At 72.5% G+C, this 22488-nt stretch carries 19 protein-coding genes; 6 read left to right on the top strand and 13 right to left on the bottom strand.

Translation table 11 applies throughout. The features are described 5' to 3' along the window. Positions 1 to 9: 9 nt before the first annotated feature. The 7 genes from ACFY6S_RS27890 to ACFY6S_RS27860 all read right to left on the bottom strand — a co-directional run bounded on the left by ACFY6S_RS27890 (position 10) and on the right by ACFY6S_RS27860 (position 8383). Positions 10 to 2169, bottom strand: coding sequence for a phosphocholine-specific phospholipase C (locus ACFY6S_RS27890; protein ID WP_388814688.1), 2160 nt, complete (start codon positions 2167 to 2169; stop codon positions 10 to 12). 142 nt (positions 2170 to 2311) lie between these two features. Then, positions 2312 to 2755, bottom strand: coding sequence for a universal stress protein (locus tag ACFY6S_RS27885; RefSeq protein ID WP_388817805.1), 444 nt, complete (start codon positions 2753 to 2755; stop codon positions 2312 to 2314). 129 nt (positions 2756 to 2884) lie between these two features. Further along, entirely contained in the window at positions 2885 to 4138 is a 1254-nt protein-coding gene (locus tag ACFY6S_RS27880) for an SLC13 family permease (RefSeq protein WP_388814690.1), read from the bottom strand. A 168-nt stretch (positions 4139 to 4306) separates the two neighbouring features. Continuing rightward, positions 4307 to 5347, bottom strand: coding sequence for an iron-siderophore ABC transporter substrate-binding protein (locus ACFY6S_RS27875; protein ID WP_388818430.1), 1041 nt, complete (start codon positions 5345 to 5347; stop codon positions 4307 to 4309). Between the two features lie 24 nt (positions 5348 to 5371). Further along, entirely contained in the window at positions 5372 to 6214 is an 843-nt protein-coding gene (locus ACFY6S_RS27870; RefSeq protein ID WP_388818427.1) for an ABC transporter ATP-binding protein, read from the bottom strand. 25 nt (positions 6215 to 6239) lie between these two features. After that, on the bottom strand, positions 6240 to 7331 hold the full coding sequence (locus tag ACFY6S_RS27865) for a FecCD family ABC transporter permease (RefSeq protein ID WP_388818425.1): 1092 nt from the start codon (positions 7329 to 7331) through the stop codon (positions 6240 to 6242). After that, on the bottom strand, positions 7328 to 8383 hold the full coding sequence (locus ACFY6S_RS27860; protein WP_388818422.1) for a FecCD family ABC transporter permease: 1056 nt from the start codon (positions 8381 to 8383) through the stop codon (positions 7328 to 7330). The genes ACFY6S_RS27865 and ACFY6S_RS27860 overlap by 4 nt, the downstream gene beginning before the upstream one ends. A gap of 171 nt (positions 8384 to 8554) precedes the next feature. On the opposite strand from ACFY6S_RS27860, the gene ACFY6S_RS27855 reads away from it, so the two are divergent. Beyond that, the gene (locus ACFY6S_RS27855) at positions 8555 to 9115 is read left to right on the top strand and encodes an MSMEG_1061 family FMN-dependent PPOX-type flavoprotein (protein WP_388818419.1); all 561 of its coding nucleotides are present in this window, start codon (positions 8555 to 8557) and stop codon (positions 9113 to 9115) included. Positions 9116 to 9312: 197 nt separating this feature from the next. Here ACFY6S_RS27855 and ACFY6S_RS27850 read toward each other — a convergent pair whose 3' ends face one another. Next, entirely contained in the window at positions 9313 to 10800 is a 1488-nt protein-coding gene (locus ACFY6S_RS27850) for a hypothetical protein (RefSeq protein ID WP_388818416.1), read from the bottom strand. A gap of 463 nt (positions 10801 to 11263) precedes the next feature. Here ACFY6S_RS27850 and ACFY6S_RS27845 point away from each other — a divergent pair, with 463 nt between their 5' ends. Next, a complete protein-coding gene (locus tag ACFY6S_RS27845) occupies positions 11264 to 11725 on the top strand; it encodes a hypothetical protein (protein WP_388819767.1) in 462 nt (153 codons plus the stop codon). A gap of 29 nt (positions 11726 to 11754) precedes the next feature. Here ACFY6S_RS27845 and ACFY6S_RS27840 read toward each other — a convergent pair whose 3' ends face one another. From ACFY6S_RS27840 to ACFY6S_RS27820, 5 genes are all read right to left on the bottom strand, one after another. Next, positions 11755 to 12102: a hypothetical protein gene (locus ACFY6S_RS27840; protein ID WP_388818413.1), complete on the bottom strand. Its 348-nt coding sequence runs from the start codon at positions 12100 to 12102 to the stop codon at positions 11755 to 11757. Between the two features lie 46 nt (positions 12103 to 12148). Next, a complete protein-coding gene (locus ACFY6S_RS27835) occupies positions 12149 to 13180 on the bottom strand; it encodes a LacI family DNA-binding transcriptional regulator (protein WP_388818411.1) in 1032 nt (343 codons plus the stop codon). A gap of 40 nt (positions 13181 to 13220) precedes the next feature. Then, positions 13221 to 14141, bottom strand: a complete 921-nt coding sequence (locus tag ACFY6S_RS27830; protein ID WP_388818409.1) for a carbohydrate ABC transporter permease — start codon at positions 14139 to 14141, stop codon at positions 13221 to 13223. Next, positions 14138 to 15031, bottom strand: coding sequence for a carbohydrate ABC transporter permease (locus ACFY6S_RS27825; protein ID WP_388819765.1), 894 nt, complete (start codon positions 15029 to 15031; stop codon positions 14138 to 14140). Before ACFY6S_RS27825 ends, ACFY6S_RS27830 begins: the two co-directional genes overlap by 4 nt. A 98-nt stretch (positions 15032 to 15129) precedes the next feature. Next, positions 15130 to 16446 (bottom strand): ABC transporter substrate-binding protein, encoded by a 1317-nt coding sequence (locus ACFY6S_RS27820; protein WP_388818406.1) that lies wholly within the window; start codon positions 16444 to 16446, stop codon positions 15130 to 15132. Between the two features lie 224 nt (positions 16447 to 16670). Here ACFY6S_RS27820 and ACFY6S_RS27815 point away from each other — a divergent pair, with 224 nt between their 5' ends. From ACFY6S_RS27815 to ACFY6S_RS27800, 4 genes are all read left to right on the top strand, one after another. Continuing rightward, positions 16671 to 18692, top strand: coding sequence for a beta-galactosidase (locus tag ACFY6S_RS27815; protein WP_388818403.1), 2022 nt, complete (start codon positions 16671 to 16673; stop codon positions 18690 to 18692). Between the two features lie 181 nt (positions 18693 to 18873). Continuing rightward, positions 18874 to 20457 carry an arabinogalactan endo-beta-1,4-galactanase gene (locus ACFY6S_RS27810; protein WP_388818401.1) on the top strand — a complete coding sequence of 528 codons (1584 nt, stop codon included), beginning with the start codon at positions 18874 to 18876 and terminating at the stop codon, positions 20455 to 20457. A 231-nt stretch (positions 20458 to 20688) separates the two neighbouring features. Then, positions 20689 to 21345: a SigE family RNA polymerase sigma factor gene (locus ACFY6S_RS27805; RefSeq protein WP_388818398.1), complete on the top strand. Its 657-nt coding sequence runs from the start codon at positions 20689 to 20691 to the stop codon at positions 21343 to 21345. Beyond that, positions 21345 to 22181 (top strand): hypothetical protein, encoded by an 837-nt coding sequence (locus ACFY6S_RS27800; RefSeq protein WP_388818395.1) that lies wholly within the window; start codon positions 21345 to 21347, stop codon positions 22179 to 22181. The genes ACFY6S_RS27805 and ACFY6S_RS27800 overlap by 1 nt, the downstream gene beginning before the upstream one ends. Positions 22182 to 22488 lie beyond the last annotated feature (307 nt).

Here is a 22488-nt window from a genome sequence, read left to right as displayed (position 1 = left end):
GAGGGGCCGTCAACCGGATACGCTCACCCGCCCGTTCTCGATGTGTCCCATGAGCCGGCGGCGGAACGGAACGGACGCGCCGGCGGCCCCGTCCGCCGTGACCTCGATGTCGTACCAGCCGTGCGCGTCGGCGGCCGAGTGCACGACGGCACGGCGGCGGCCCGGCTTCACCGTGATCCGCCGGGTCCAGCCGTCCAGATCGGCGTCGTCCACATAGCCGAGGGGACGCACGGTGAAGGTGAGGGGCCGCTCGCCCCGGTTGCGCAGGGTGAGGTGCAGATCGCGGTCGTGGTGGTCGATCGACGAGGAGACCTCGGCGCCGTGACCGGCCACCGGCCCGGCGAACTCGCGGCGGAAGCCGTTCGGTCCGGTGACGGTGAACCGGTAGGCGTCGCGCCGCACTCCGTCCCGGCCGGTAAGGGGCACCGTCCATTGCGCGGTGCCCCTTACATCGCGGTGCTGCGGAATGGCGAACTCCGCGGCGTACGGGTAGAGCGCGAAGTGGGCGCTCGCGCGTCCCGTATTGCTGAGCACGACCTCGAAGGAACGGCCGCCGGCGCCTATCCGGCCGTACGCGTCGGTCTGGTACGGCAGCGGTCTGGCCGGCCGTACGCCGGGCTCCTGTACCGGCATCCGCTGTTCGGCCGGGGGGACGGGCGCCCAGCGGCCGGTGAACGGCGGCACCGCGGCCGGCTGTTCCACCGCGGGCTGGGAGCGGCCTCCACTGAAGTCGAACGCCGAGGTCAGGTCGCCGGTGACGGTGCGGCGCCACGGGGTGATGTTCGGCTCGGCCACCCCCGTCCACTTCTCCAGGAAGCGGATGACCGAGGTGTGGTCGAAGACCTGCGAACAGACATGGCCGCCCACGGTCCAGGGCGAGACGACGAGCAGCGGGACCCGCATGCCGAGTCCGGTCGGCCGCCCCTCCCAGCGCTCGTCGGGGTCGTCCAGGGGCGGGACGGGCGGCGGCACATGGTCGAAGAAGCCGTCGTTCTCGTCGTAGTTGACCAGTACGACGGTGTGCCGCCACACCTCGGGATGCGCGCCGAGCGCGTCGAGCACCTGGTAGACGAGCCCGGCGCTGGCGACCGGGGACGAGGAGCCGGGGTGCTCCGAGTCGGCCGCCGACGGCACCAGGTAGGACACCTCGGGCAGCGTTCCCGCCGCCACGTCGGCCCGGAACCGCTCGGCCAGAGTGCCGCTCTCGACGCGTCGCAGCCCGCGCTCGAACAGCGAGCGCTCACGGGCGTTCAGCGTGGCGACTCCCTCCTCCAGCGCGGCCAGCAGCCGTCGGCGCCGCTCCGGGTCCTGGGTGCCGCGCACGGCGGCGTAGAACGCCTCCATATAGGTGAATCCGGCGGCCCCGGGCTGGTTCGGCAGCTCACGCGCCCTGGCGAGCGCCTTGCGGGCAATGTCCTTGAAGACGGTGAAGAACTCGATGTTGTTGTCGGTGAAGTTCTCCCACTCGGTGTACGTCCGCCAGCTCCGGCCCGCCTTCTCCAGCCGCTCGGCGTAGGTCGGCCAGGGGTAGCCCGGGTGGGTGCCCTCCTCGTACGCGTCGTTGCCGACGGCCCGCCGGCCGTCGGCCTCGAAGCCGGTCCAGCCGCTCCACAGGTGGTTGCGGTTGGGGCTCGTCGAGGAGTGGACGGACGAGTGGTACGCGTCGCAGACCGTGAACGTGTCGGCCAGTTCGTAGTGCAGCGGGAGGTCACGCCGGTCGTAGTACGCCATGGTGGCGGCCGTCTTGGCGGAGATCCAGCCGTCCATCCACCCGTTGTGCCAGGCGGCGGCCCCGCCGTTCCACGAGTGGTCGAGCGCCCCGATGTACTGGAGATCCTTGCGCTGCGCCTCGGCGGCGTCCCGGACCGGGAACGGCAGCACCGGGGCGGACGGCCCCGGCTGCGCGAAGACCGGCTTGCCCGAGGGCAGTTCGACGGCGTTGCGGTCGCCGAAGCCCCGCACACCGCGCAGTGTGCCGAAGTAGTGGTCGAACGAACGGTTCTCCTGCATCAGGATCACCACATGCCTGATCGCGCCCATCCCGCCGGGCGGGGGCCCGGCGGCGAGCGCCGTCCGCAGGGACGGCGGCAGCACCGACCCCATCGCCGCCGCTCCCAGGGCGCCAGAGCCGAGGGTGAGCATTCTTCTGCGCGAAATCTCCGGTGACATGCCTCGGGACGGTAGTGACCGCGGGTGGCAACGGGAAGACCCCGGGGCGTCGGCCGGGTGAACGCCCCCGGAGGGAACCACCCCCCACCGGGCGCACACTCCCCGCTCACGGCGGGCGACGGACCGCGCCCGCCGCCGAGGGCTACTCGCCGTACGGCCACACCAGCAGCACCGGGCAGGCCGCGTGGTCCACCACGAAGCGGGTGGCCCGGCCCAGGCTGTGCGGCCCGGGGCGGCCCGGTTCGCCGTCGCGGGCGCAGATGAGCAGACCGGCGCCGGCGGCCGCCCGTACCACCTCGTGCTCCACCCGGCCGTGGTGTTCGAGGAGTTCGCAGGGCCGTCCCAGCCGGTGCGCCGCGGCCTCCAGCAGGTCGGCGGCGGCCGGGCCGGCGAGGGCTTCGAGACGCGCGCCCGGATCGCGGTCCGGGTGGTGGCCCCGGCCGAGGAGTCCGGCGTAGGCCCGGTGCGCGGCGGCGACCACCTCCTCGTCGCCGACATGGAGGAGCACCACGTCGTCGTGCGGGGCACGGGCGCGGGCCGCGTCCACACAGGCCGGCCAGGTGGATTCGGTGATCCACACGACCACGGTCGTGCGCGCGTCCCCGTCCGGGGCGGCCCCGGGCGGGGAGGGCGCGGCGGCGGGCGCGGATTCGGGCGCCCGGCCGGGTGTCCGGTCGCCCGGCGGCGGTACGGTCACGGCGTCAGCCTCCGGTCGTCATCCGATCAGTCGCAGCGTGCCCCACAGGGCCACCGTAGACATCACCAGCGTGGCGGGCACGGTCAGCAGACCGAGCCGGGTGAACGCGCCGAGTTCGGCCTCGCTGTCGTGCTCGTGCAGGATGCGCCGCCACAGCAGGGTGGCCAGCGAACCGACATAGGTCAGATTCGGACCGAGGTTGACGCCGATCAGCGCCGCCAGCACCGGCCCGGGGCCGGCGGGCGCGACCACCGGCAGCAGCGCCAGGATCGCCGGGAGGTTGTTGATCGCGTTCGACAGGACGGCGGCGATCCCGGCGATCGCCAGCAGGGAGAGCAGCGAGGAGCTGTCCGGCAGCAGCCATCCGATCCCGCTGTCCAGACCGTTGTCCACGACCGCCTTGACGACGACGCCGAGTGCCAGGACGAACAGGCAGAACAGCGGGGAGGCCGCGCGGACCAGCCCTGTGACGGTCGTACGGCGCTGCCGCAGCGCACGCGCGGCCAGGACGGCGGCCCCGGCGACGGCCGCCCACAGCGGCTCGATCCCCGCGAACGAGGTCAGCGCGAACCCCGCCAGGGTCAGCCCGAGCACGACCAGCGTGAACACCGGCAGCGGCCGGCGCTCGTCCGTCCTCGGCTCATGCGCCCCGGCGGCCAGATCGGCGGCGAAGAAGCGGCGGAAGACGACGTACTCGACGACGATCGCCACCAGCCACGGCAGTGCCATCAGCAGGGCGAACCGGGTGAAGGAGAGCCCGCTCGCGGTGAACGCCAGCAGATTGGTGAGGTTGGAGACGGGCAGCAGCAGGGACGCGGAGTTGGCGAGGTGCGTACAGGCGTAGACGTGCGGCCGGGGCCGTGCGCCGACCCGGGCGGCCGTCGCGAAGACCACCGGGGTGAGCAGCACGACCGTGGCGTCCAGGCTCAGTACGGCGGTGATGACGGCGGCGACAGCGAACACCCCGCCGAGCAGCCGGCGCGGTCGGCCGCCGCAGACCCGGGCCACCAGATCCCCGGCGGCGGCGAACAGCCCCTCCTCGGCGCAGAGCTGCGCCAGCACCAGGACGGCCGCGAGGAAGACGACGACCGGCAGCAGGGTGCGGGTCTGCGCCCAGGCGTCCGCGGTCGGGACCGCGCCCAGGACGATGACCAGCAGTGCGGCGGGTACGGCGGCGACCGCCTCGGGCATGCCGCGTGGCCGGACGACCGCGAAGGCCAGCACGCCGAGCAGCAGCCCGACGGAGACGATCTCGGCGGCGATGGTATTCACCCGACAGAAATATCAGCCTCCGCCGAGGCGGGACGGCAGGGGGGGGGGGGGGCCCCCCCGGGGGGGGCCCCCCCCCCCCCCCCCCCCCCCCCCCCCCCCCCCCCCCCCCCCCTCCGCCGTGCACGAGCGGGTGGGCGGGGGAGGAGTCGGGGCAGAGCCCGCCGGGGGCTACTTGAGCGGCGCGGCGAACAGCGGGACGACCTTCTCCAGGGCGTACGCCACCGAGAGCACCGAGTCCGTCGCGAACGCAGAGCTGAGCGTCTCGTCGTCGAACACCACCGAGTGACCCGCCTTGACGGAGGGGACGGCCTTGTACAGCGGGTCGTCCGAGATCTTCTTCGCGTCGATGCCGATGGGCGCCATGACGGTGAGATCGGCGTTCAGCAGATCCAGGTTCTCGCGGGAGATGGTGATCGAGAACGAGTCGCCCGACTTGGCCTCGACGGCCGGGTTGTTCCTGAACCCGAGACGCTCGACGAAGTCGACGCGGCCCGTGCCGTGCACATAGGCGCCCCACGCGCTGGCGGTACGCGAACCGACGGTGATCGTCTTGTCCTTGAACTCGGGGTGCGCGGCGGCCGATTCCGCGAACTTCTTCTCCGTGTCGGAGATGAGTTCCTTGCCCTTGTCGGGAATGCCGAGCGCGGCCGAGATCATCTGGGTCTGCTTGTTCCACGAGATCTTGTACTGGTCGCCGCCCTTCGGGACGCCGATCGTGGGAGCGATCTTGCTGAGGGTGTCGTAACGCTCCTGAGCGCCGCTGGACTTGGTGTCCAGGATCAGATCGGGCTTGAGCGCCGCTATCTTCTCGAATTCCGGCTCCAGGGTGCCGATCATCTGCGGGCTCTCCTTGTAGAGCCCCTTGGCCCACGGCCCGACACCGTCGCCGCCGAACGCCAGCCAGTCACTGGCCCCGACCGGCTGCACACCGAGCGCCAGCGTGGCCTCGGCGTCGCCCCAGCCCAGCGCGACCACGCGCTTGGGCTGCTCGGGGACGGTGATGTCACCGAACTTGGTCGCGACCTTCACCGGGAAGGCGCCGCTCGCGGCGGACGTGGCGTCCGACGAGGTGTCGTCCGCGTCCGATGAGGACGAGCCGCAGGCGGCGAGGAGGCCGACGACCAGGGCGCTGACCACGGCCCACGCGGCGGGCGCGGCCCGCCGGGAAGGGCGTCTTGGAGGAGTGGAGAGGGTCTGCTGTGATGACATGAACTTAGGGTAACCTAACCTGCATTATTCGGCGGTCGCGGGGTACGGCTCCGCTAGTGCCGGTGTCCGGGTGATGTGATGACGCCCCATCGGCACGATCATCGGAGTCCCGGACGCCGGGTCCTCGGCCACCGAGCAGCGCATCCCGAACACCTCGGTCACGAGGGACGCGGTCACGATCTCCGCCGGAGCCCCCTCCGCCACGATGCGCCCGTCCTTCATCGCGATCAGATGATCCGCGTACCGGCAGGCCAGATTGAGGTCGTGCAGCACCACCGCGATGGTGGAGCCGAACTCGCGGTTGAGATCCGTCAGCAGATCCAGCACATCGAGCTGGTGGCTGATGTCGAGGAAGGTCGTCGGCTCGTCCAGCAGCAGGATGTCCGTACGCTGCGAGAGCGCCATCGCGATCCACACCCGCTGCCGCTGGCCGCCGGAGAGCTCGTCCACGGGCCGCGCGGCCAGTTCCAGTACGTCGGTGGCCAGCAGCGCCCGCGCCACCGCCTCGTCGTCCTCGGCGGTCCAGCGCCGGAACCAGCCCTGGTGCGGATAGCGGCCCCGGCCCACCAGATCGCTCACCGTGATCCCGTCGGGCGCCACCGGGCTCTGCGGCAGGATGCCGAGCACCGCGGCGACCTCCTTGGTCGGCATCGCGTGCACACTCCTGCCGTCCAGGAGCACGCTCCCCGAGGAGGGGGCGAGCAGCCGGGCCATGGACCGCAGCAGCGTGGACTTCCCGCACGCGTTCGGACCCACGATCATGGTGATCCCGCCCGGCGGGATGTCGAGGCTCAGCCCCCTGACGACCTCACGCCCGTCGTAGCCGAGCCGGACATCACGCGCCTGGAGAGTGTGCTCCGCACTCATGTGCAGATCCTTCCGTTTCCGTCGTTCATCCGCCTTTGCCCACCCGGTTCGCGCCGGCCAGCAGCCACAGCAGATAGGGGGCGCCGATCACACTCGTCACGACACCCACCGGGAACTGCGTGGAGCCCAGCAGATGCTGCGCCGCGAAGTCCGCGAGCAGCACGATCAGCGCACCGGTCAGCGCGGCGGGCAGCAGGGCGGCACCCTGACGCGGCACCAGCCGCCGGGCGATCGGCGCGGCCACGAAGGCCACGAAGGTCACCGGGCCCGCCGCGCCGGTCGCCACACCCGCCAGCGCCACAGCGCAGGCGATCAGCACCAGCCGCCCGCGCTCCACCCGGCTGCCGAGCCCCATCGCGGTGTCGTCGCCCAGTTGCAGCGCCCGCAGCGACCGAGCCGCCGCGAACGTGGCCGGCACGAGCAGCACCAGCGAGCCCAGCAGCGGCCAGAACTGCTCCCGGGAACGGCCGTTGAGGCTGCCCGTCAGCCACGCCAGCGCGTTCTGCGCGACGGCCACGTCCGAACTGGTCAGCAGATGCGAGATGACACTGGACAGGGCCGCGTTGATACCGATGCCGACCAGCACCAGCCGGTATCCGGCGATCCCCTCGCGCCAGGCCAGCGCGTAGATCGCCGCGGCGGACAGCAGGGCTCCGACGACGGCCGAGGCGGACAGCGCGTAACCGGACGCCCCGAAGGTCACCCCGGCGAGCACCGCCGCGGCGCTGGCGCCCGCGCTGATGCCGATCACATCCGGACTGGCCAGCGGATTGCGCAGCAGCGTCTGGAACACCGCGCCCGACAGACCGAACGCAGCACCGACCAGCAGGCCGATCAGCGCCCGGGGCAGCCGCAGTTCGAGGACGACGAACTGCGTCCCCGCGTCCCCGCCGCCCGCGAGCGTGGCGATCACGTCCCCGACCGGGATCATCAGATCGCCGTAGGCCAGCGCCAGACACAGCGCGGCGAACACGGCGGCGGACAGCGCGAGGGAGACCGCCGTGGCCCGGGCCCGGCCGGCCCGTCGTACCCGTACGACATCCCGCACGGCGCCGGCCAGCCGCTCGTCCCGAGGAGCGTCCGCGCCCGCCGGGCGCTCCGCCGTTCCTTCCCTCACAACTCCACCTGCTTGCGACGACGGACCAGGACGAGGAACGGCACGGCGCCGATGACCGCCGTCACGATCCCGACCTGCACCTCGCCCGGCTGAAGGACGACCCGGCCCACGATGTCGGAGACCAGGATCAGGACCGGCGCGAGCAGCACGCTGTACGGCAGGATCCAGCGGTAGTCGGGACCGGTGACCAGCCGCGCCGCGTGCGCCACGATCAGCCCGACGAAGCCGATCGGCCCGGCGATCGCCGTGGCCGCGCCGCACAGCAGCACCACCGAGGCGGCCGCCCCGAGCCGGGCCGCCCCGACCCGCTGACCCAGCGCCCGCGCGATGTCGTCACCCATCGACAGGGCGTTGAGACGGGGCCCCAGCCCCAGCGCGAACACCACACCCACGACGATGAACGGCAGCGCCTGCCAGAGCAGGTCGGGGTCCCGGCCCGACAGCGAACCGACCTTCCAGTAACGGAACCGGTCGAAGAGCATGCGGTCCCTGAGCAGCAGCGCGGTCGTCAACGACCCGAGGATGGCACTCGTCGCGGCACCGGCCAGCGCGAGCTTCACCGGCGTCGCGCCCTCCCGGCCCAGCGATCCGATGCTGTAGACCAGCACGGCCGCGAGGAGCGCGCCGAGGAAACCGAACCAGATGTACTGACCCGGCTCCGTCAGACCCAGCACCCCGATACCGAACACCACGGCCACCGAGGCACCCGCGTTGACGCCGAGGATGCCGGGATCGGCCAGCGGGTTGCGCGCGACGCCCTGCATGACCGAACCGGCCAGCCCCAGCGCGGCGCCCGTCATCAGACCGGCGACCGTGCGCGGAATCCGTTCCTCCCGCACGATCAGCTGACCCTTGACGGACAGATCGGGATCGAACAGGCCGTGCAGTACATCGCCCGCTGTGACGTCCCCGGAACCGAACAGAAGACTCGCCCAGGCCACCGCCACCAGCGCCAGCAGGGCCGTCACCAGCCCCAGGGCGAGCAGCGGGCGGCCGCGCACCGGACGCCCGGCCTCGCGCGGCGGGGCGTCCACCGATGATCGTGTCGTCACGCCGGACGGGCCTTCGTGTGGAGTGTGCCACCACGGTGCATCTGAAGTGCCCTCACTGTGCATCCCCGCGTACGGTGGACCGCCCGCGGAACCCCTGATTCAGGTCATAAAGTAAGGTGAGCCTAACATTCACGGAACACCGTAGTGCCACCCCCATCCGGGAGAGACGCCGTGCCCAGCCCCGCGACCACAGACACCGCCGCCGCGGAGCGTACGGGCCACCGCGCGCTCGGGTCCGCCGCCGAGCTGCGGGAACTGCTCGGCGAACCGCATCCGATCGTCATCGACAAGGTCCGCACCCGGCTGGTCCCCGAGGATCTGGAGCTGCTCTCCCGCTCCTCGTTCTGTCTGCTGTCCACCTCCGACAGCCGGGGCAACTGCGACGCCTCACCGCGCGGCGACGTCCCCGGATTCGTCCAGGCCCTCGACGACCGGACTCTCGCCGTCCCGGACCGCCCGGGCAACCGCCGGGCCGACAGCTTCCACAACATCCTGGACAACCCGCACGTCGGCCTCCTCCATCTCGTCCCCGGCGGCAAGGAGATCCTGCGGGTCAACGGCAGGGCCCGGATCCTCACCGACGCGCCGTTCTTCGACACGATGACGCTCAAAGGCCAACGCCCCCGGCTGGCCCTGGTCATCGAGATCGACGAGATATTCCGGCACTGCCCCGCCTCGCTCACCCGGTCCGGCATCTGGCGGCCGGAGACCTGGCCGGAGCCGGGGGCCTAGGAACTCCGGCGCCGCCCTCTCCGTCCCGTACATCACCGCCATCATTGCCATCGCGGAGAGCGTCCGTCCCGAGGGCGGCGGCGGTGACCACGGGGCCGACGGCGTCGGGTTCGACCGACCGGGGTTCGGCACCCCGCTGTACGCCAGGTGACCCGCGGTGGGGGAGAGTCGCCACGCCCCCCGGCGGATTCCACGGGTCAGCACGTTCCCGGACGGGCGTAGAGCGTGATCTGAGCCCGCGTCACCCGACGGGTGCCGCACGGTTCGAAAGCCGCCCGGAGGGTCGAGCGTTTGACGCTCTCCCGGTCCGCCGAATCCAGTGGCTCACCGGCGATGTCATGCACCACGACGATCCTGCGGGCGGCCAGCATCCGGGCCCGGACGACGCCCGGCGTCAGCTCCGTACCGTGCAGGGTGCCCGAGGCGACGGGGGAGCGGTCCAGGGCGAGATCGGCGAGACCGCGGAACTCCTCCGGCCCCGCCAGTGTCCACACCCGCCGCCGCGCGGGTGTGAAGATCAGCCCGTCGCCCGGCTCCGCGCTCTCACGCACCGCGCGGGCGATGGCGGTGGCGTCGTTCTGCCGGCTCTGCGGAGTGCGCAGATACGTGCCCACCGGGACCAGCGCCAGCACCGCGAGCAGCCCGGCCCCCGCCGTCACCGCGTACCCGGCCTGACGGGCGCGGCGGTCACCGTGCCGGGTCCGCCGCCACACCCCGTCGAGCGCGACGCCGAGGAGCAGGGCCAGCGCCGCGGTGTACGAGAGGACATAGCGCTCGACGTACAGCGCCCGCAGCGGGGTCAGCGCCATCAGCAGCGAGGTCGGCAGGATCAGCAGCGGCAGCGCGACTGCCCCCGGCCGCGACACCGGTGGCACGAGCGCGGCCCGGGGCGGTGTGCGCGCACACACGAGCCCGATGAGCACCACCGCCGCGAAGCCGAGAGTGTGCCGGACGCCGGGCGCGCCGATCCAGTTGACCTGCGACGACTGTGTGCTGCTGAGGACCGCGAGCGGCAGTGTGCCCGCGACCACCACCGCCGCCGCCGCACCCCACCCACGGACCACCGGGCGCGTCGGCCCCGACCTGAAGACCGTCACCCCGTGGGCGAGCAGTGTCAGCAGCGCGAACTCGTGCAGCAGACAGGCGGTCAGTATGACGGCGGCGTACGCGGCCCACCGCCGCCCGCGCGGCCTGCCCACCGCCGCCGTCAGCAGCCAGGTCGTCCAGACGACGAGCGCGCACACCAGCGCGTACGAGCGGCCTTCCTGCGCGTACCGCTGTACGGCGGGGATCAGCGGGAAGACCAGCCCGGCCAGCAGCCCGGCACGCGTCCCGGCGAGCGTCCGCCCCAGCAGCGCCACCCCGGCGGCCCCCGCCGCCACCGCGAGCACCGACGGCAGCCGCAGCGCCACCAGACCGCCGTCCCACACCCCGAACACCCCGTGCAGGAACAGGTAGTACAGCCCGTGCACCGCGTCGACATGGCCCAGCGTGCGCCAGATCTCCGGCAGCGTCCGGTGAGCCACCTCGTAGCTGACGGCCTCGTCGCCCCACAGGGTGCCCTCGCGCCGGATGCCCCACAGTCCGAGCACGAGCGCCAGGGCGGCGGGCACCACGACGGCCAGGGCGGGGGCGAAGGCGTGCGCCCGGACGGCGGGTGAGGGCGGGGGCAGCGGCCCCGACACCAGCGTCGGGAGCGGTGCCGGGGGCGGTAAGGGGTGCGGTGCGCGGGGAATGGCGGGGCTCCGTTCACGAAATGCCGTTGCTCCCCGCACTATTGCGGATCGCGGGGCTGTGTCCGGGCACGACGCGACGCCCCGGCGCTCCCACGGGTCCCGCTCGCGGGTCACCCGGCCGGTGCGTGGCCGTATCCGTGGCCCCGTGCGCTCGTCCGACAGGGGCGGCCCGCCCGCCTGCCCGGTGTCGTCGGCGGTAAGCGCTCCCCTGTGCCGGCCGGCCTCAACTGCACGCGAGCGCACAGTGGTTCCACCCCCACGCCGCGTGGTGCGGGCGGCCCGTTTCCGTGGCCGAGGAATTGTCCCGCGGCCGGACGCGGGCGCGGCGGGCCGTACGATCGACGGGCTGTCCCACCGCACATTCATCAGGAGGCACGCGTCCGTGACGCAGCCCGCTACCGCCACCGTTCTCATGACCCTGGACGAGCAGCTCGCCCGATCGGCCCCCGGGCAGCAGGGCGCCCTGTGGAGACTCGCCGAACGGGGACGCGGCATGGACGCCAACGTCGTCAGGCTGCCGCCCGGCGGTGCGGTGGCCGAGCACAGCGACGACGTGCTCGACGTCCTCCTCGTCGTCCTCGACGGCGACGGATACCTCGGCACGCCGGGCGGCCGCCAGCGCCTCACCCCGCACTCGGTCGTCTGGCTGCCCAGAACCTCGTACCGCTCCCTGGGCGCCGGCGACAGCGGCCTGGTCTTCCTGACCGCCCACCCGCGCCGCCCGGGCCTGTCCGTCTCCCGGGCGCGCTCCTCGGAGGGCGGCGGGCCACGGCGCCGGCGGGACCGGGCGTGCGCCGACTGCGGACGGCTCGCGCCGGAGAGCGACGCGAGGTTCTGCGGCGGGTGCGGCCACCGGCTGCCGGAAGGGGAGTGAGCCGCTCAGGACCGCCGGTGCCGCAGGTTCTACGGGGCGTCCGGCACCCCGTCCAGTACGTCGATCGCGCCGCCGAGCCGGACCCGCGCCTGCCCGGTGGCGAGCGTGAACCGCCCCCGGGAGAAGTCCCGGGTGAGCGGGTTGACGCGGAACCTCTCCGCCGCCTTCGCCGCCCGGCGCACCGCCTTGGCCGCCCCCGTCAGCCGCTCGGCCGCCTCGCCCGGCTCCTCGCCCTCGGCCGTCAGCTCCGCCGCGCACCGTTCGATCGCGTCCGCGTGCGCGCCGAGGTCACCGGCCCGTTCGACGGCCTCGGGGCCGTCGACGACGCCGAGGGCGTCCTGGATCTCCCGCAGCCTGTCCCGCAAGTCGGTGCTCATCCGGCCAGCTTAGGCCGTGTCCGCGAGGTCCATCCCACCCGCGCTCCTAGGCCGAGTCGCGGACCACCAGTTCCGTCGGGAGCGTCACGGTGGAGGTCTCCTCCCCGCCGATCTGCGCGAGCAGCACGCGTACCATCTCCGCGCTGATCCGGTCCCACGGCTGACGGATCGTGGTGAGCGCCGGCCGGGTGTCCAGCGCCGCCGGCGAGTCGTCGAAGCCGCCCACCGCGACATCGTCGGGCACCCGGCGGCCCGCGTCCTGGAGCGCCGTGAGGACGCCCTGCGCCATCAGGTCGGACGCGACGAACACCGCGTCGAGGTCCGGGGCGCGGCGCAGCAGCAGCGCGGCGCAGGATTCGCCGCTCGCCCGGCTGTAGTCCCCGGAGGCGATGAGCCGCTCGTCCGCCGCCAGGCCGGACTCGGCGAGGATCTCGCGGTAGCCCGCCAGCCGTTCCGTGCCCCCGGGGGTGTCCAGCGGACCGGTCACCGTCGCGATCCGGCGGCGCCCGGTCCGTACCAGATGACGCACCATCTCCCGTGCGCCGTCCCGGTCGTCCGCCGAGACGTAACTGACCTTCGGACCCTGGCCGAGCGGCTTGCCGCAGGCCACCAACGGCACTCTCGCCGCGCGCAGTTGCTCGGCGACCGGATCGCCGGAGTGGCTGGAGACCAGCAGCACCCCGTCGACGTGGCCCGAGGTGATGTACCGGGCGATCCGGCGCCGTTCGTCCTTCGTGCCCGCGATCATCAGCAGCAGCGGGATGTCGTGGGCGGCCAGTGCCTGCGTGCAGCCGCGCAGCAGGACATTGAAGTTGGGGTCCTCGAAGAACCTCTCCTGCGGCTCGGTGAGCACGAACGCCACCGAGTCGGACCGGCCCGTGATGAGGCTGCGGGCGTGCCGGTTGACCACGTAACCGGTTCTGCGGATCGCCGCGTTGACGGCCTCCTGCGCCGCCGGACTCACATAGTGGCCGCCGTTGAGTACCCGTGAGACGGTGCCGCGGGAGACCCCGGCCTCCCGTGCCACATCGTGAATCGTCGGCGGCTTGCGCCGGCCGTTGCTGCCCGTGCGGCTCATACCTGTCGTTCTCTCATGATCGTGGCTGTCGCGTCACGCGTCAGGACTTTACGGCCCCGGACAGCAGATCCAGACTCCAGAAGCGCTGGATGACCAGGAACAGCGCGATCAGGGGGACCACCGCCAGCAGCGCGCCGGTGATCACCAGCGTGTAGAGGGCGGGGGTGTTGGAGCCTTGCTGGAGCAGTGTGTACAGCCCGAGGGTGACCGGGAACTTCTGGTCGTCGCCGAGCATGATGTAGGGCAGCAGGAAGTTGTTCCACACGGCGACGAACTGGAACAGGAACACCGTCACCAGCCCCGGCAGCATCATCGGCAGCGCCACCGACCGGAAGATCCGCCACTCGCCGCCGCCGTCCATCCGGCCCGCCTCGACCACGTCGGGCGGCACGGACGCCGTGGCGTAGATCCGGGCGAGATAGACGCCGTACGGAGAGAGGATCAGGGGCAGCAGTACGGACAGATAGCTGTCGGCCATGTCGGCCTTCGCCATCAGCAGATACTGCGGTACGGCGAGGATCACCGGTGGCATCAGCACCCCGGCGAGCAGCACGTTGAAGATCGTCTCGCGGCCCCGGAAGCGGTAGACCGCCAGCGCGTAGCCGCTGAGCGCGGAGACCGCCGTGGACAGCAGCGCGCCGAACCCCGCGTAGAACAGGGAGTTGACCATCCACCGCCAGTACACCCCGTCGCGGTACGCGGACAGGTCGGCGAGGTTGCCGGTGAGACCGGTTCCGGGCAGGAAGGTGAAGGTGGAGAACAGCTCCCGGCCGGACTTGGTGGCGGCCACCGCGATCCAGGCCACCGGCAGCAGGCAGTAAGCGGCGCCGGCCAGCAGCGCCGCGGTGGGCACCCAGGCGATCCGGCGCCCGTCCCGGGCGGCGCCGCGCGGCGGTCCCTGCGCCGTGCCGGGGGTGGTGCCGGCCGCGGGCGCGGAACGGCGGGTGGTGACAGCGGTCACGGGGTCTCTCCCTGGTTCGAACGGGAGCCGACGGTCTTGAGGAAGCCGAAGGACAGCGCGAGGGTCACGACGGCGATGACCACGGAGGTGGCCGCCGCCGCGTGGATGTCGTTCTTGACGAAAGCGTCCTGATACACCTTCATCAGCGGCGACCAGGTCGTGGACAGCGAGTTGGTCAGCGGCTTGAGAGTGGTGGGCTCGCTGAACACCTGGAGCGTCGCGATGATCGAGAAGAAGAAGGTCAGCACGAGCGAGGGCGCCACGATCGGGATCTTGATCCGCAGCGCCGTCTGGAGCTGCGAGGCGCCGTCCAGCCTGGCCGCCTCGTGGATCTCCGCGGGGATCGAGCGCAGCGACGTATAGATCACGATCATGTTGAAGCCGGTGCCGCCCCACAGCGCGATATTGGCCAGCGCCACGAACAGCGGCCCGCCGTCGAGCAGATCGGGCTGGGGGAGCCCGGCCCTGCCGAGCAGGTAGGAGAACGGGCTGACGTCCGGCAGGTACAGGAAGCCCCACATCAGCGCCGCGATCACCCCGGGCACCGCGTACGGCAGGAAGATCGCGAGCCGTGAGAAGCCGCTCAGCCGGGTGCGCTCCGCGTCCAGCATCAGCGCCAGGACGAGCGCGAGCCCGAGCATGCAGGGCACCACGATCGCCCCGTACCCCAGCACCCGCCCCGCGCTGGCGAGCAGCTCGGAATCGGACAGCGCGTCCCGGTAGTTGGCGAACCCGGCCCAGACCTCGCTGCGCGCGCCCTTGCCCAGCCCCAGCCCCTTGACCTCGACCTTGCGCAGGCTCAGATAGAGCGCGTAGCCGATGGGCAGGGCGAAGAACAGCGCGAACAGTGTGACGGCGGGCAGCAGGAAGGCGTACGGGGCGCCGCGCACCCGGCGCCCGGCGCGACCGCGCGCGGGGCGGGGCCGGGCGGCGCCGTGGCTCTCGGGAGCGACCGGCGCGCGGCGCGCCGGGCTCGTCTCGGTGGCCCTCACCCGGTGACCTCGAAACCCTGCTTCTTCAGGTCGGCGACCGTGGCCCGCTGCATGGCGGTCAGCGCGGCGGTGAAGTCCGACCTGTCCTTGGCGGCGCGGGCGAAGGAGTCACGGAACGTGGTGTACGCGACGTTCACGTTCGGTCCCCACGCGGAGGGCGCCGTGGTCTTCGCGATCCCGGCGGCGGTGGTGTAGAAGTCCGGCTGGTTCGAGAAGTACGCGGGCGCGGTGCTCAGCGCGCCGCCCGTCTGCGCGGAGGTGGCGGCCGGGTAGATCCCGCCCTCCTTCACCAGCGCGGCCAGCGCCTCGCTGTCCGTGTTCAGCCAGGCGGCGAACCGCGCTGCGGCCTTCCTGTGGGCCGAGTCGTTGGTGACGGCGGTGGAGGAGCCGCCCCAACTGCCCGTCCGCTGCTCGCCCTTGTTCCACTGCGGGAGCGGCGCCATGGCCCACTTGCCCTTGGTCTGGGGGGCGGCGGTGGTCAGGGTGCCGGGGGCCCAGACGGCGCTGACCCAGGCGATCTGCTTGCCGGTGTTGAGCGCCTTGTTCCAGGACGGCGTGTACATGGGCTGGTTGTCGATGGAGCCGTCCTTGACCAGACCGCCCCAGAACTCCGCGACCCGCTTCGTGGCCGCGTCGTCGATGCCGACCTTCCAGGAGTCGCCCTCGGTCGTCCACCACTGGGCGCCGGCCTGCTGCGCGAGTCCGGCGAAGAGCCCGGAGTCGTTGCTGGAGAACGTGGTGAGTGCCTTGGAGGGGTCCGCCTTCTTCAGGGCGCGCGCGGTCGCGGCGAACTCGTCCCAGGTGGTGGGCACGGTGAGCCCGTACTTCTCGAAGAGGTCCTGGCGGTAGTAGAACATCATCGGGCCGGAGTCCTGCGGGACGGCGTACACCGCGTCCGTACCGAGTGTGGTCTGCTGCCAGAGGCCCGGCGCGAACTCGCCCTCGGCGTCCTTGACCTCACCGGATATGTCCGCCAGGACGTCGTTGCTGACCAGGGTGGGAAGCGCCTGGTACTCGGCCTGCACCAGATCCGGCGCCTTCTTGGCCTTGGCCGCCGTGATGATCTTGGTGACCAGGTCGTCGCCGGACGCCTGCTTCTTCACCGTGACCTTGATCTGTTCCTTCTTGCCCTCGGTGGCGTTCCAGAGGTCCGCCACCTTGTCCATCCCCGGCGCCCAGGCCCAGTAGGTGAGGGAGACGGGCCCGCCGGCCTCCGGGTCGTCGTCATCCGAGCCGCAGGCCGCGAGGCCGGTCGCGCCGAGTGCGATGGTGAGGGCCGTGGCCACGAGGCGTCGTCGCGTCGTGAATTGCATGGTGTTACTCCCCTGACGAAGGTCTCCGCCATGGATGCGGCAGACCGGCCATGCTCTGTGAGCGTTCACAGTAGAGAAACTTTCCGGACACTTGTCAATGGTTGTTCCTGTGCGCTTATGTTGGATCTGTAGGCGCCGCCCCTGTGTGTGCACGTTCCCACACCGGGTGCCGGTCACCGTCGGATCGCCGCTCAACCGCCGCACGCAGCACAGGAGGCACATCCATGCCGGACACCACCCCCCAGGGTCTCGACGGACTCGCGTTCGGCGGGGACTACAACCCCGAGCAGTGGCCCGAGTCCGTCTGGCAGGAGGACGTCCGCCTCATGCGCGAGGCCGGCGTCAACCTGGTCAGCGTCGGCATCTTCTCCTGGGCCATGCTGGAACCCGAGCCGGGCCGGTACGAGTTCGGCTGGCTCGACCGGGTCCTCGACCTGCTGCACGAGCACGGCATCCGCGTCGACCTGGGCACCCCCACGGTCGCCCCGCCCGCCTGGTTCTACCGCGCCCACCCGGAGGCGCTCCCCGTCAGCCGGGAGGGCACGCGCTACGCCTTCGGCTCGCGCGGCGCGATCTGCCACAGCTCACCGGCCTACCGCGAGGCCGCCGCCACCATCACCGAGCTCCTCGCCCGCCGCTACGCGGACCATCCGGCGCTCGCCATGTGGCACGTCCACAACGAGTACGGCGTCCCCGTCAGCGCCTGCTACTGCGAGAACTGCGCCGCCCACTTCCGCCGCTGGCTGGCCACCGCACACAGAAGCGTCGACGCGCTCAACGCGGCCTGGGGAACAGCTTTCTGGGGACAGCGCTACGCCTCCTTCGAGGAGATCGAACCACCCCGCGCCACCCCCACCGTCTGCAACCCCGCCCAGCTCCTCGACTACGCGCGCTTCGCCGACGCCACCATGCGGGAGAACTTCGTCGGCGAACGCGACCTGCTGCACCGCCACGCGCCCGGCATCCCCGTCACCACCAACTTCATGACCGCCCTCAGCCAGTGCGACTCGGTCGACTACTGGGCCTGGGGCCGCGAGGTCGACCTCGTCACCAACGACCACTACCTGATCACCGACGGCCGGCGCACCCACGTCAACCTCGCCATGGCCGCCGACCTCACCCGCTCCGTCGCGGGCGGCGCCCCCTGGCTGCTGCTCGAACACTCCACCAGCGGCGTCAACTGGCAGCCACGCAACCCCGCCAAGGCGCCGGGCCAGATGGCCAGGAACAGCCTCGGCCATGTGGCGCGCGGCTCCGAGGGCGCGCTGTTCTTCCAGTGGCGCCAGTCCCGGCGCGGCGCCGAGAAGTTCCACTCGGCGATGCTCCCGCACGCCGGCACGGAGAGCCGCGTCTGGCGCGAGGTCGTCGGACTCGGCGCCGCGCTGGACAGCCTGGCCACCGTGCGCGGCACGCGGACGGTCGCCGACGCCGCCATGGTCTGGGACTGGCAGTCCTGGTGGGCGCAGCGGCTGGAATGGCGGCCCAGCGAGGACCACGACGCGCGTGAACGGGCCGACACCTTCTACGAGGCGCTCTACGACCGGCACCTGACCGTCGACTTCGCCCACCCCGAGGCCGACCTGTCGGCCTACCCCCTCGTCGTGGTACCCGCCCTCTACCTCGCGACCGAGGCCGCGGGCGAGAACCTGCGCCGGTACGTCGAGAACGGCGGCACCCTCGTCGTCTCGTACTTCTCCGGCATCGTCGACGAGCACGACGCCGTGCACCCCGGCGCCCACCCGGGCCCGCTGCGGGACGTACTCGGTCTGACCGTCGAGGAGTTCTCACCGCTCGGCGCGGGCGAGCGGGTCCGCCTCACCGGGCCCGAAGGGGCCGAGCTGACCGGCGACGTGTGGACCGAGTTCGTCGTCCCGCGAGGCGCCGAGACCGTCTGGACGTACGCCGACGGGCTCACCGCCGAGCGGCCCGCCGTCACCCGGCACCAGCTCGGCGAGGGCACCGCCTGGTACCTCTCCACCCGGCTGGACGCCGGCGCGCTCGACACCGTCCTCGCCGCCGCTTCCGAGGACGCCCGCCTCGCCCCGCGCGCCGAACTGCCGCGCGACGTCGAGGTGGTACGCCGGTCGGGGGAGAGCGGCGAGTACCTCTTCGCCGTCAACCACACCGCCACGGACGCCAAGGTGCCGCTGCCCGCCCACGGAACCGAACTCCTCACCGGTGAACGGGCCGCCGGCCGGCTCGGCGTGCCGGCCGGGGCGGTACGCGTCGTACGGTTCGACGCCTGAGAGCCGCCTTCGAAGCCGGGGAGCCGCACCGGCCGCCGACCCCGTGCGCGACACAACGCACCACATCCCCACAGCCGCACCACCGTTCGGCACCGCGCACCGCCCTCCTCTCCTCTCCCCTCCCCACCCCACCCACCCGCATCCGGCCACCCACCCGCATCCGGTCGAAGGGACATCGACGATGCATCGCGCACCACGCTCCTGGCACACCCCCCTCAGAGCCGCCGCGACCTCCGTACTGGGCGCACTCCTGCTCACCGCGCTCCCCGCGCAACAGGCACAGGCCGCCACCACCCTCACCAACCCCGGCTTCGAGGCCGACGCCACGGGCACGGCCACCCCGGCCGGCTGGGGCACCTACTCGGCGGCCGGTCAGAACGCCGCCTCCTTCAGCGAGAGCGGCGGATACAGCGGCAACCGCCGCCTCAGCCACTGGTCCGCCTCGGCGTACAAGGTCGAGACGTACCAGGCCCTCACCGGGCTCACCGACGGCATGTACACACTCACCGCCCGGGTCCGCTCCAGCGGCGGCCAGAACTCCGCCTACATCGCGCTGCGCAACTGCGGAAGCGCCGAGCAGCGCACGGACCTCCCGGTCACCCCCGACGGCCGGTGGATCCGGATCGTCACCTCGATCCGGGTGAGCGGCGGCAGCTGCACCGTCAGCCTCAACTCCGACGCGCACGCGGGGGAGTGGGCCAACTTCGACGACCTCGCCTTCGCCCCCGGCTCGACGGGCCTCGGCGTCAAGGGCGGGGACCTCTCGACGCTCCCCAAGAACGAGGCGTTCGGAGCGACGTACCGGAGCGCCACGGGCGCGAGCGGCAACGCCCTGGGCATCCTGCGCGGCGCGGGCATGAACCACGTCCGGATCAAGGTCTGGGTCGACCCCGCCGACGGCTACAACAACAAGACACGCGTCCTCGCGCTGGCCAAGAGGGCCAAGGCCGAGGGCATGAAGATCCTCGTCGACTTCCACTACTCGGACCGCTGGGCCGACCCCGCCCATCAGACCAAGCCGGCGGCCTGGGCCTCGCATACGTACAGCCGGCTGCGCACCGACGTGTACGACCACACCTACGACGTCCTGAACGCCCTCAAGACGCAGGGCACCACCGCCGACATGGTGCAGATCGGCAACGAGATCAACGGCGGCATGCTCTGGCCGGAGGGATCCACCGACAACTGGACCCAGCTCGCGGGGCTGCTCACCTCGGGCGCCCAGGCGGCCAAGGCCGTCTCCTCGTCCACCCGGGTCGCCCTCCATCTGGCCGAGGGCGGCGACAACGCGGGCACCCGCTGGTGGTTCGACCAGGCGGTGGCGCGCCAGGTGCCGTTCGACGTGATCGCGCTCTCCTACTACAGCTACTGGCACGGCCCGCTCTCCGGCCTCCAGGCCAATCTGGACGACGCGGCGGCGCGCTACGGGAAGCCCGTCCTGGTGGCCGAGACCGCGTACGCGCACACCCTGGCCAACGGTGACTTCCTGGAGAACAACATCGCCACCTCCGCCCAGCTGGCGGCGGGTTACCCGGCCACACCGGCCGGGCAGGCCGCCAATCTGCGCGACGTGATGAACGTCGTCGAGGCGGTCCCCGGCGGACGCGGACTGGGAGTCGTCTACTGGGAGCCCGCCTGGACGGCGGTGAAGGGAAGCGGCTGGGACCCGCAGGACCCGGCCTCGGGCAACGCCTGGGAGAACCAGGCCCTGTTCGGCTACGACACCGAACTGCTCCCGGCCGCGGGGTGGTTCGGGCACAGGTAGCGCTCGGCGGGGGACCGGCGCAAGACCGGTCCCCGCCCTCCCCGGGGTGCCCGCCGGCCGGGCCCCGCCGTCCCGCTCCTCCCCGGAGGAGCGGGACTGTCCGGTGTTCGCCCCTCGTGGTCCGTACCAGCCACCGGTGACAACGGTCTTTGCCGAACACACTGTTACGCTCACGCTCCCCGCGGCGGTGGGACGACCGGTGCGGGTGAGAACAGACGAAGGAGCGGCTCCGTGGACACAGTCGTCGACGACACCACCGCTGCCGAATTCCAGGCGTTCTTCGAACAGCATTACGCTGAACTCTCGCGACTGGCCTGCCTGTTGACAGGCGATGCCAGCACCGCCGACGATCTCGCCTCGGACGCCCTGCTCGCGATGTGGCGACGCTGGGACCGGGTCAGGGCAGCCGACCACCCGGTCGCCTACGCGCGCGGAGTGGTGGCCAATCTCGCCCGCTCCCAGATCCGCAGCGCGGTGCGGGAGCGCCGCCGGGTCTCCCTCTTCTGGTCACAACGCGGCGAGCGGTTCGACGGACCGGACGTGCCGGCGGTGCTGGACGTCCAAGCGGCGTTACGGCGGCTGCCGTTCCGCAAGCGGGCCTGCGTGGTGCTGCGGCACGCACTCGACCTCTCGGAGCGCGACACGGCGCTCGCGCTGGGCATATCGGTGGGCACGGTCAAGAGCCAGACCTCGCGGGGCATGACGGAGCTGGAACGGCTGCTGGGGCCGGGCGCGACGGAGGCGGCGGGACAGGCGTACGCCACGCTCGCCCCGGGCCGTACCGCTCCCTCCGGCCACGCGGTCGCCTCCGGCCGTACGGTGCCGTCGGCCGCCGCGGTGCCGTCCCGACGTACGGTGGCCTCCGACCGTACGGAGGGGACGGGCTGATGGACGACCTGCGCAGAGAGCTGCGCCAGACGGCGCACACGCACACTCCGGACCGGGAGCGGATGCTCGCCCGGATCGAGCGGGGCATGTCCGTCCCGGAGACCGCGTCCGCGCGGCCGCCCGCGCAGCGCCCCGCGCCGTGGCTGCGGGTGGCCGCCGTGACGGCGGTCGCGGTCGGCACGCTGGGCGCCGGGACGTTCGCCGTCGTCTCCGCCACCAGGGACGACCGGCCGCTCACCGTCGCCACCACCCCGGAACCGTCGCGTCCGCCGTCCGCGCCCGCCCCGCGCCCCTCCTCGCCGGCCGCGCCGGCGAGTCCCCCGGCGAGCCCGTCCGCACCCGCGCGCGGTGGCTCCGGCCGACCGGACGCCCCCTCGGGGGCGAGCGGCTCCGCGGCCCCGCCCCCGGCGGCGACGAGCCGTGCCACCGCCCCGGTGGCACGGGACGGCTATCTCCGGTCCGAGGGCTCGGTCGACCCGAACAGCAACGTCTACTGGGCGCAGAGCAACATCACCATCAGCACACGGCGGCCGCTGACCACGCTGACCGTGGAGCTGAGCGTCGCGCAGACCGGCGGGGTGAAGGACACCGGCTCCTGGCGGTCGCTGCCCGAGAAGGACTTCACCGTGTCCGTGACCACCGGCCCCGACGGCGCGCTCCTCTACCGCTGGACACTCAAGGACGGCGTCACCGTGCCGGCCGGGGAACACGTCTTCGCCGGACAGTACGATCACGCCGAGGGCGACCGGGACGCCGGTGCCGACCGCTACGCGGCGAAGGCCAACGGTTCGGACGTGACCGCCGAGGTCGAGGGCGGCTTCGCCGCGCCGTCCTGACGGAGCCGGGCGGGCGGCGCGTCGGCCGCCGCCTCCGCCGACCGGCCGTGTCACGTACCGCGCGCCGCCCGGGGGCCGTTCGGCGCGGGCGCCCCGGCGGGTGGCGCTGACACGGGCCGGGCTGGTAGCTTCGCCGCCATGTCCAGCCCCGAGGCCAGCAGAGCCTAGCCACCGGACGACCGGTGGCCGACCTCCCGTCGCGTTGACGCCGCGCCCCACGGGGCCGTGGCCGAACTTCCGCACGGCCGCCACCGGATCGCCCCAGGGGTGGGCCCCTCACCGCGCGAACGCCGTCCACCGCTTTCGG

The organism is Streptomyces sp. NPDC012835 (assembly GCF_042900885.1).
Classification (GTDB): domain Bacteria; phylum Actinomycetota; class Actinomycetes; order Streptomycetales; family Streptomycetaceae; genus Streptomyces.
This window is presented reverse-complemented; position numbering and strand designations above follow the sequence as displayed.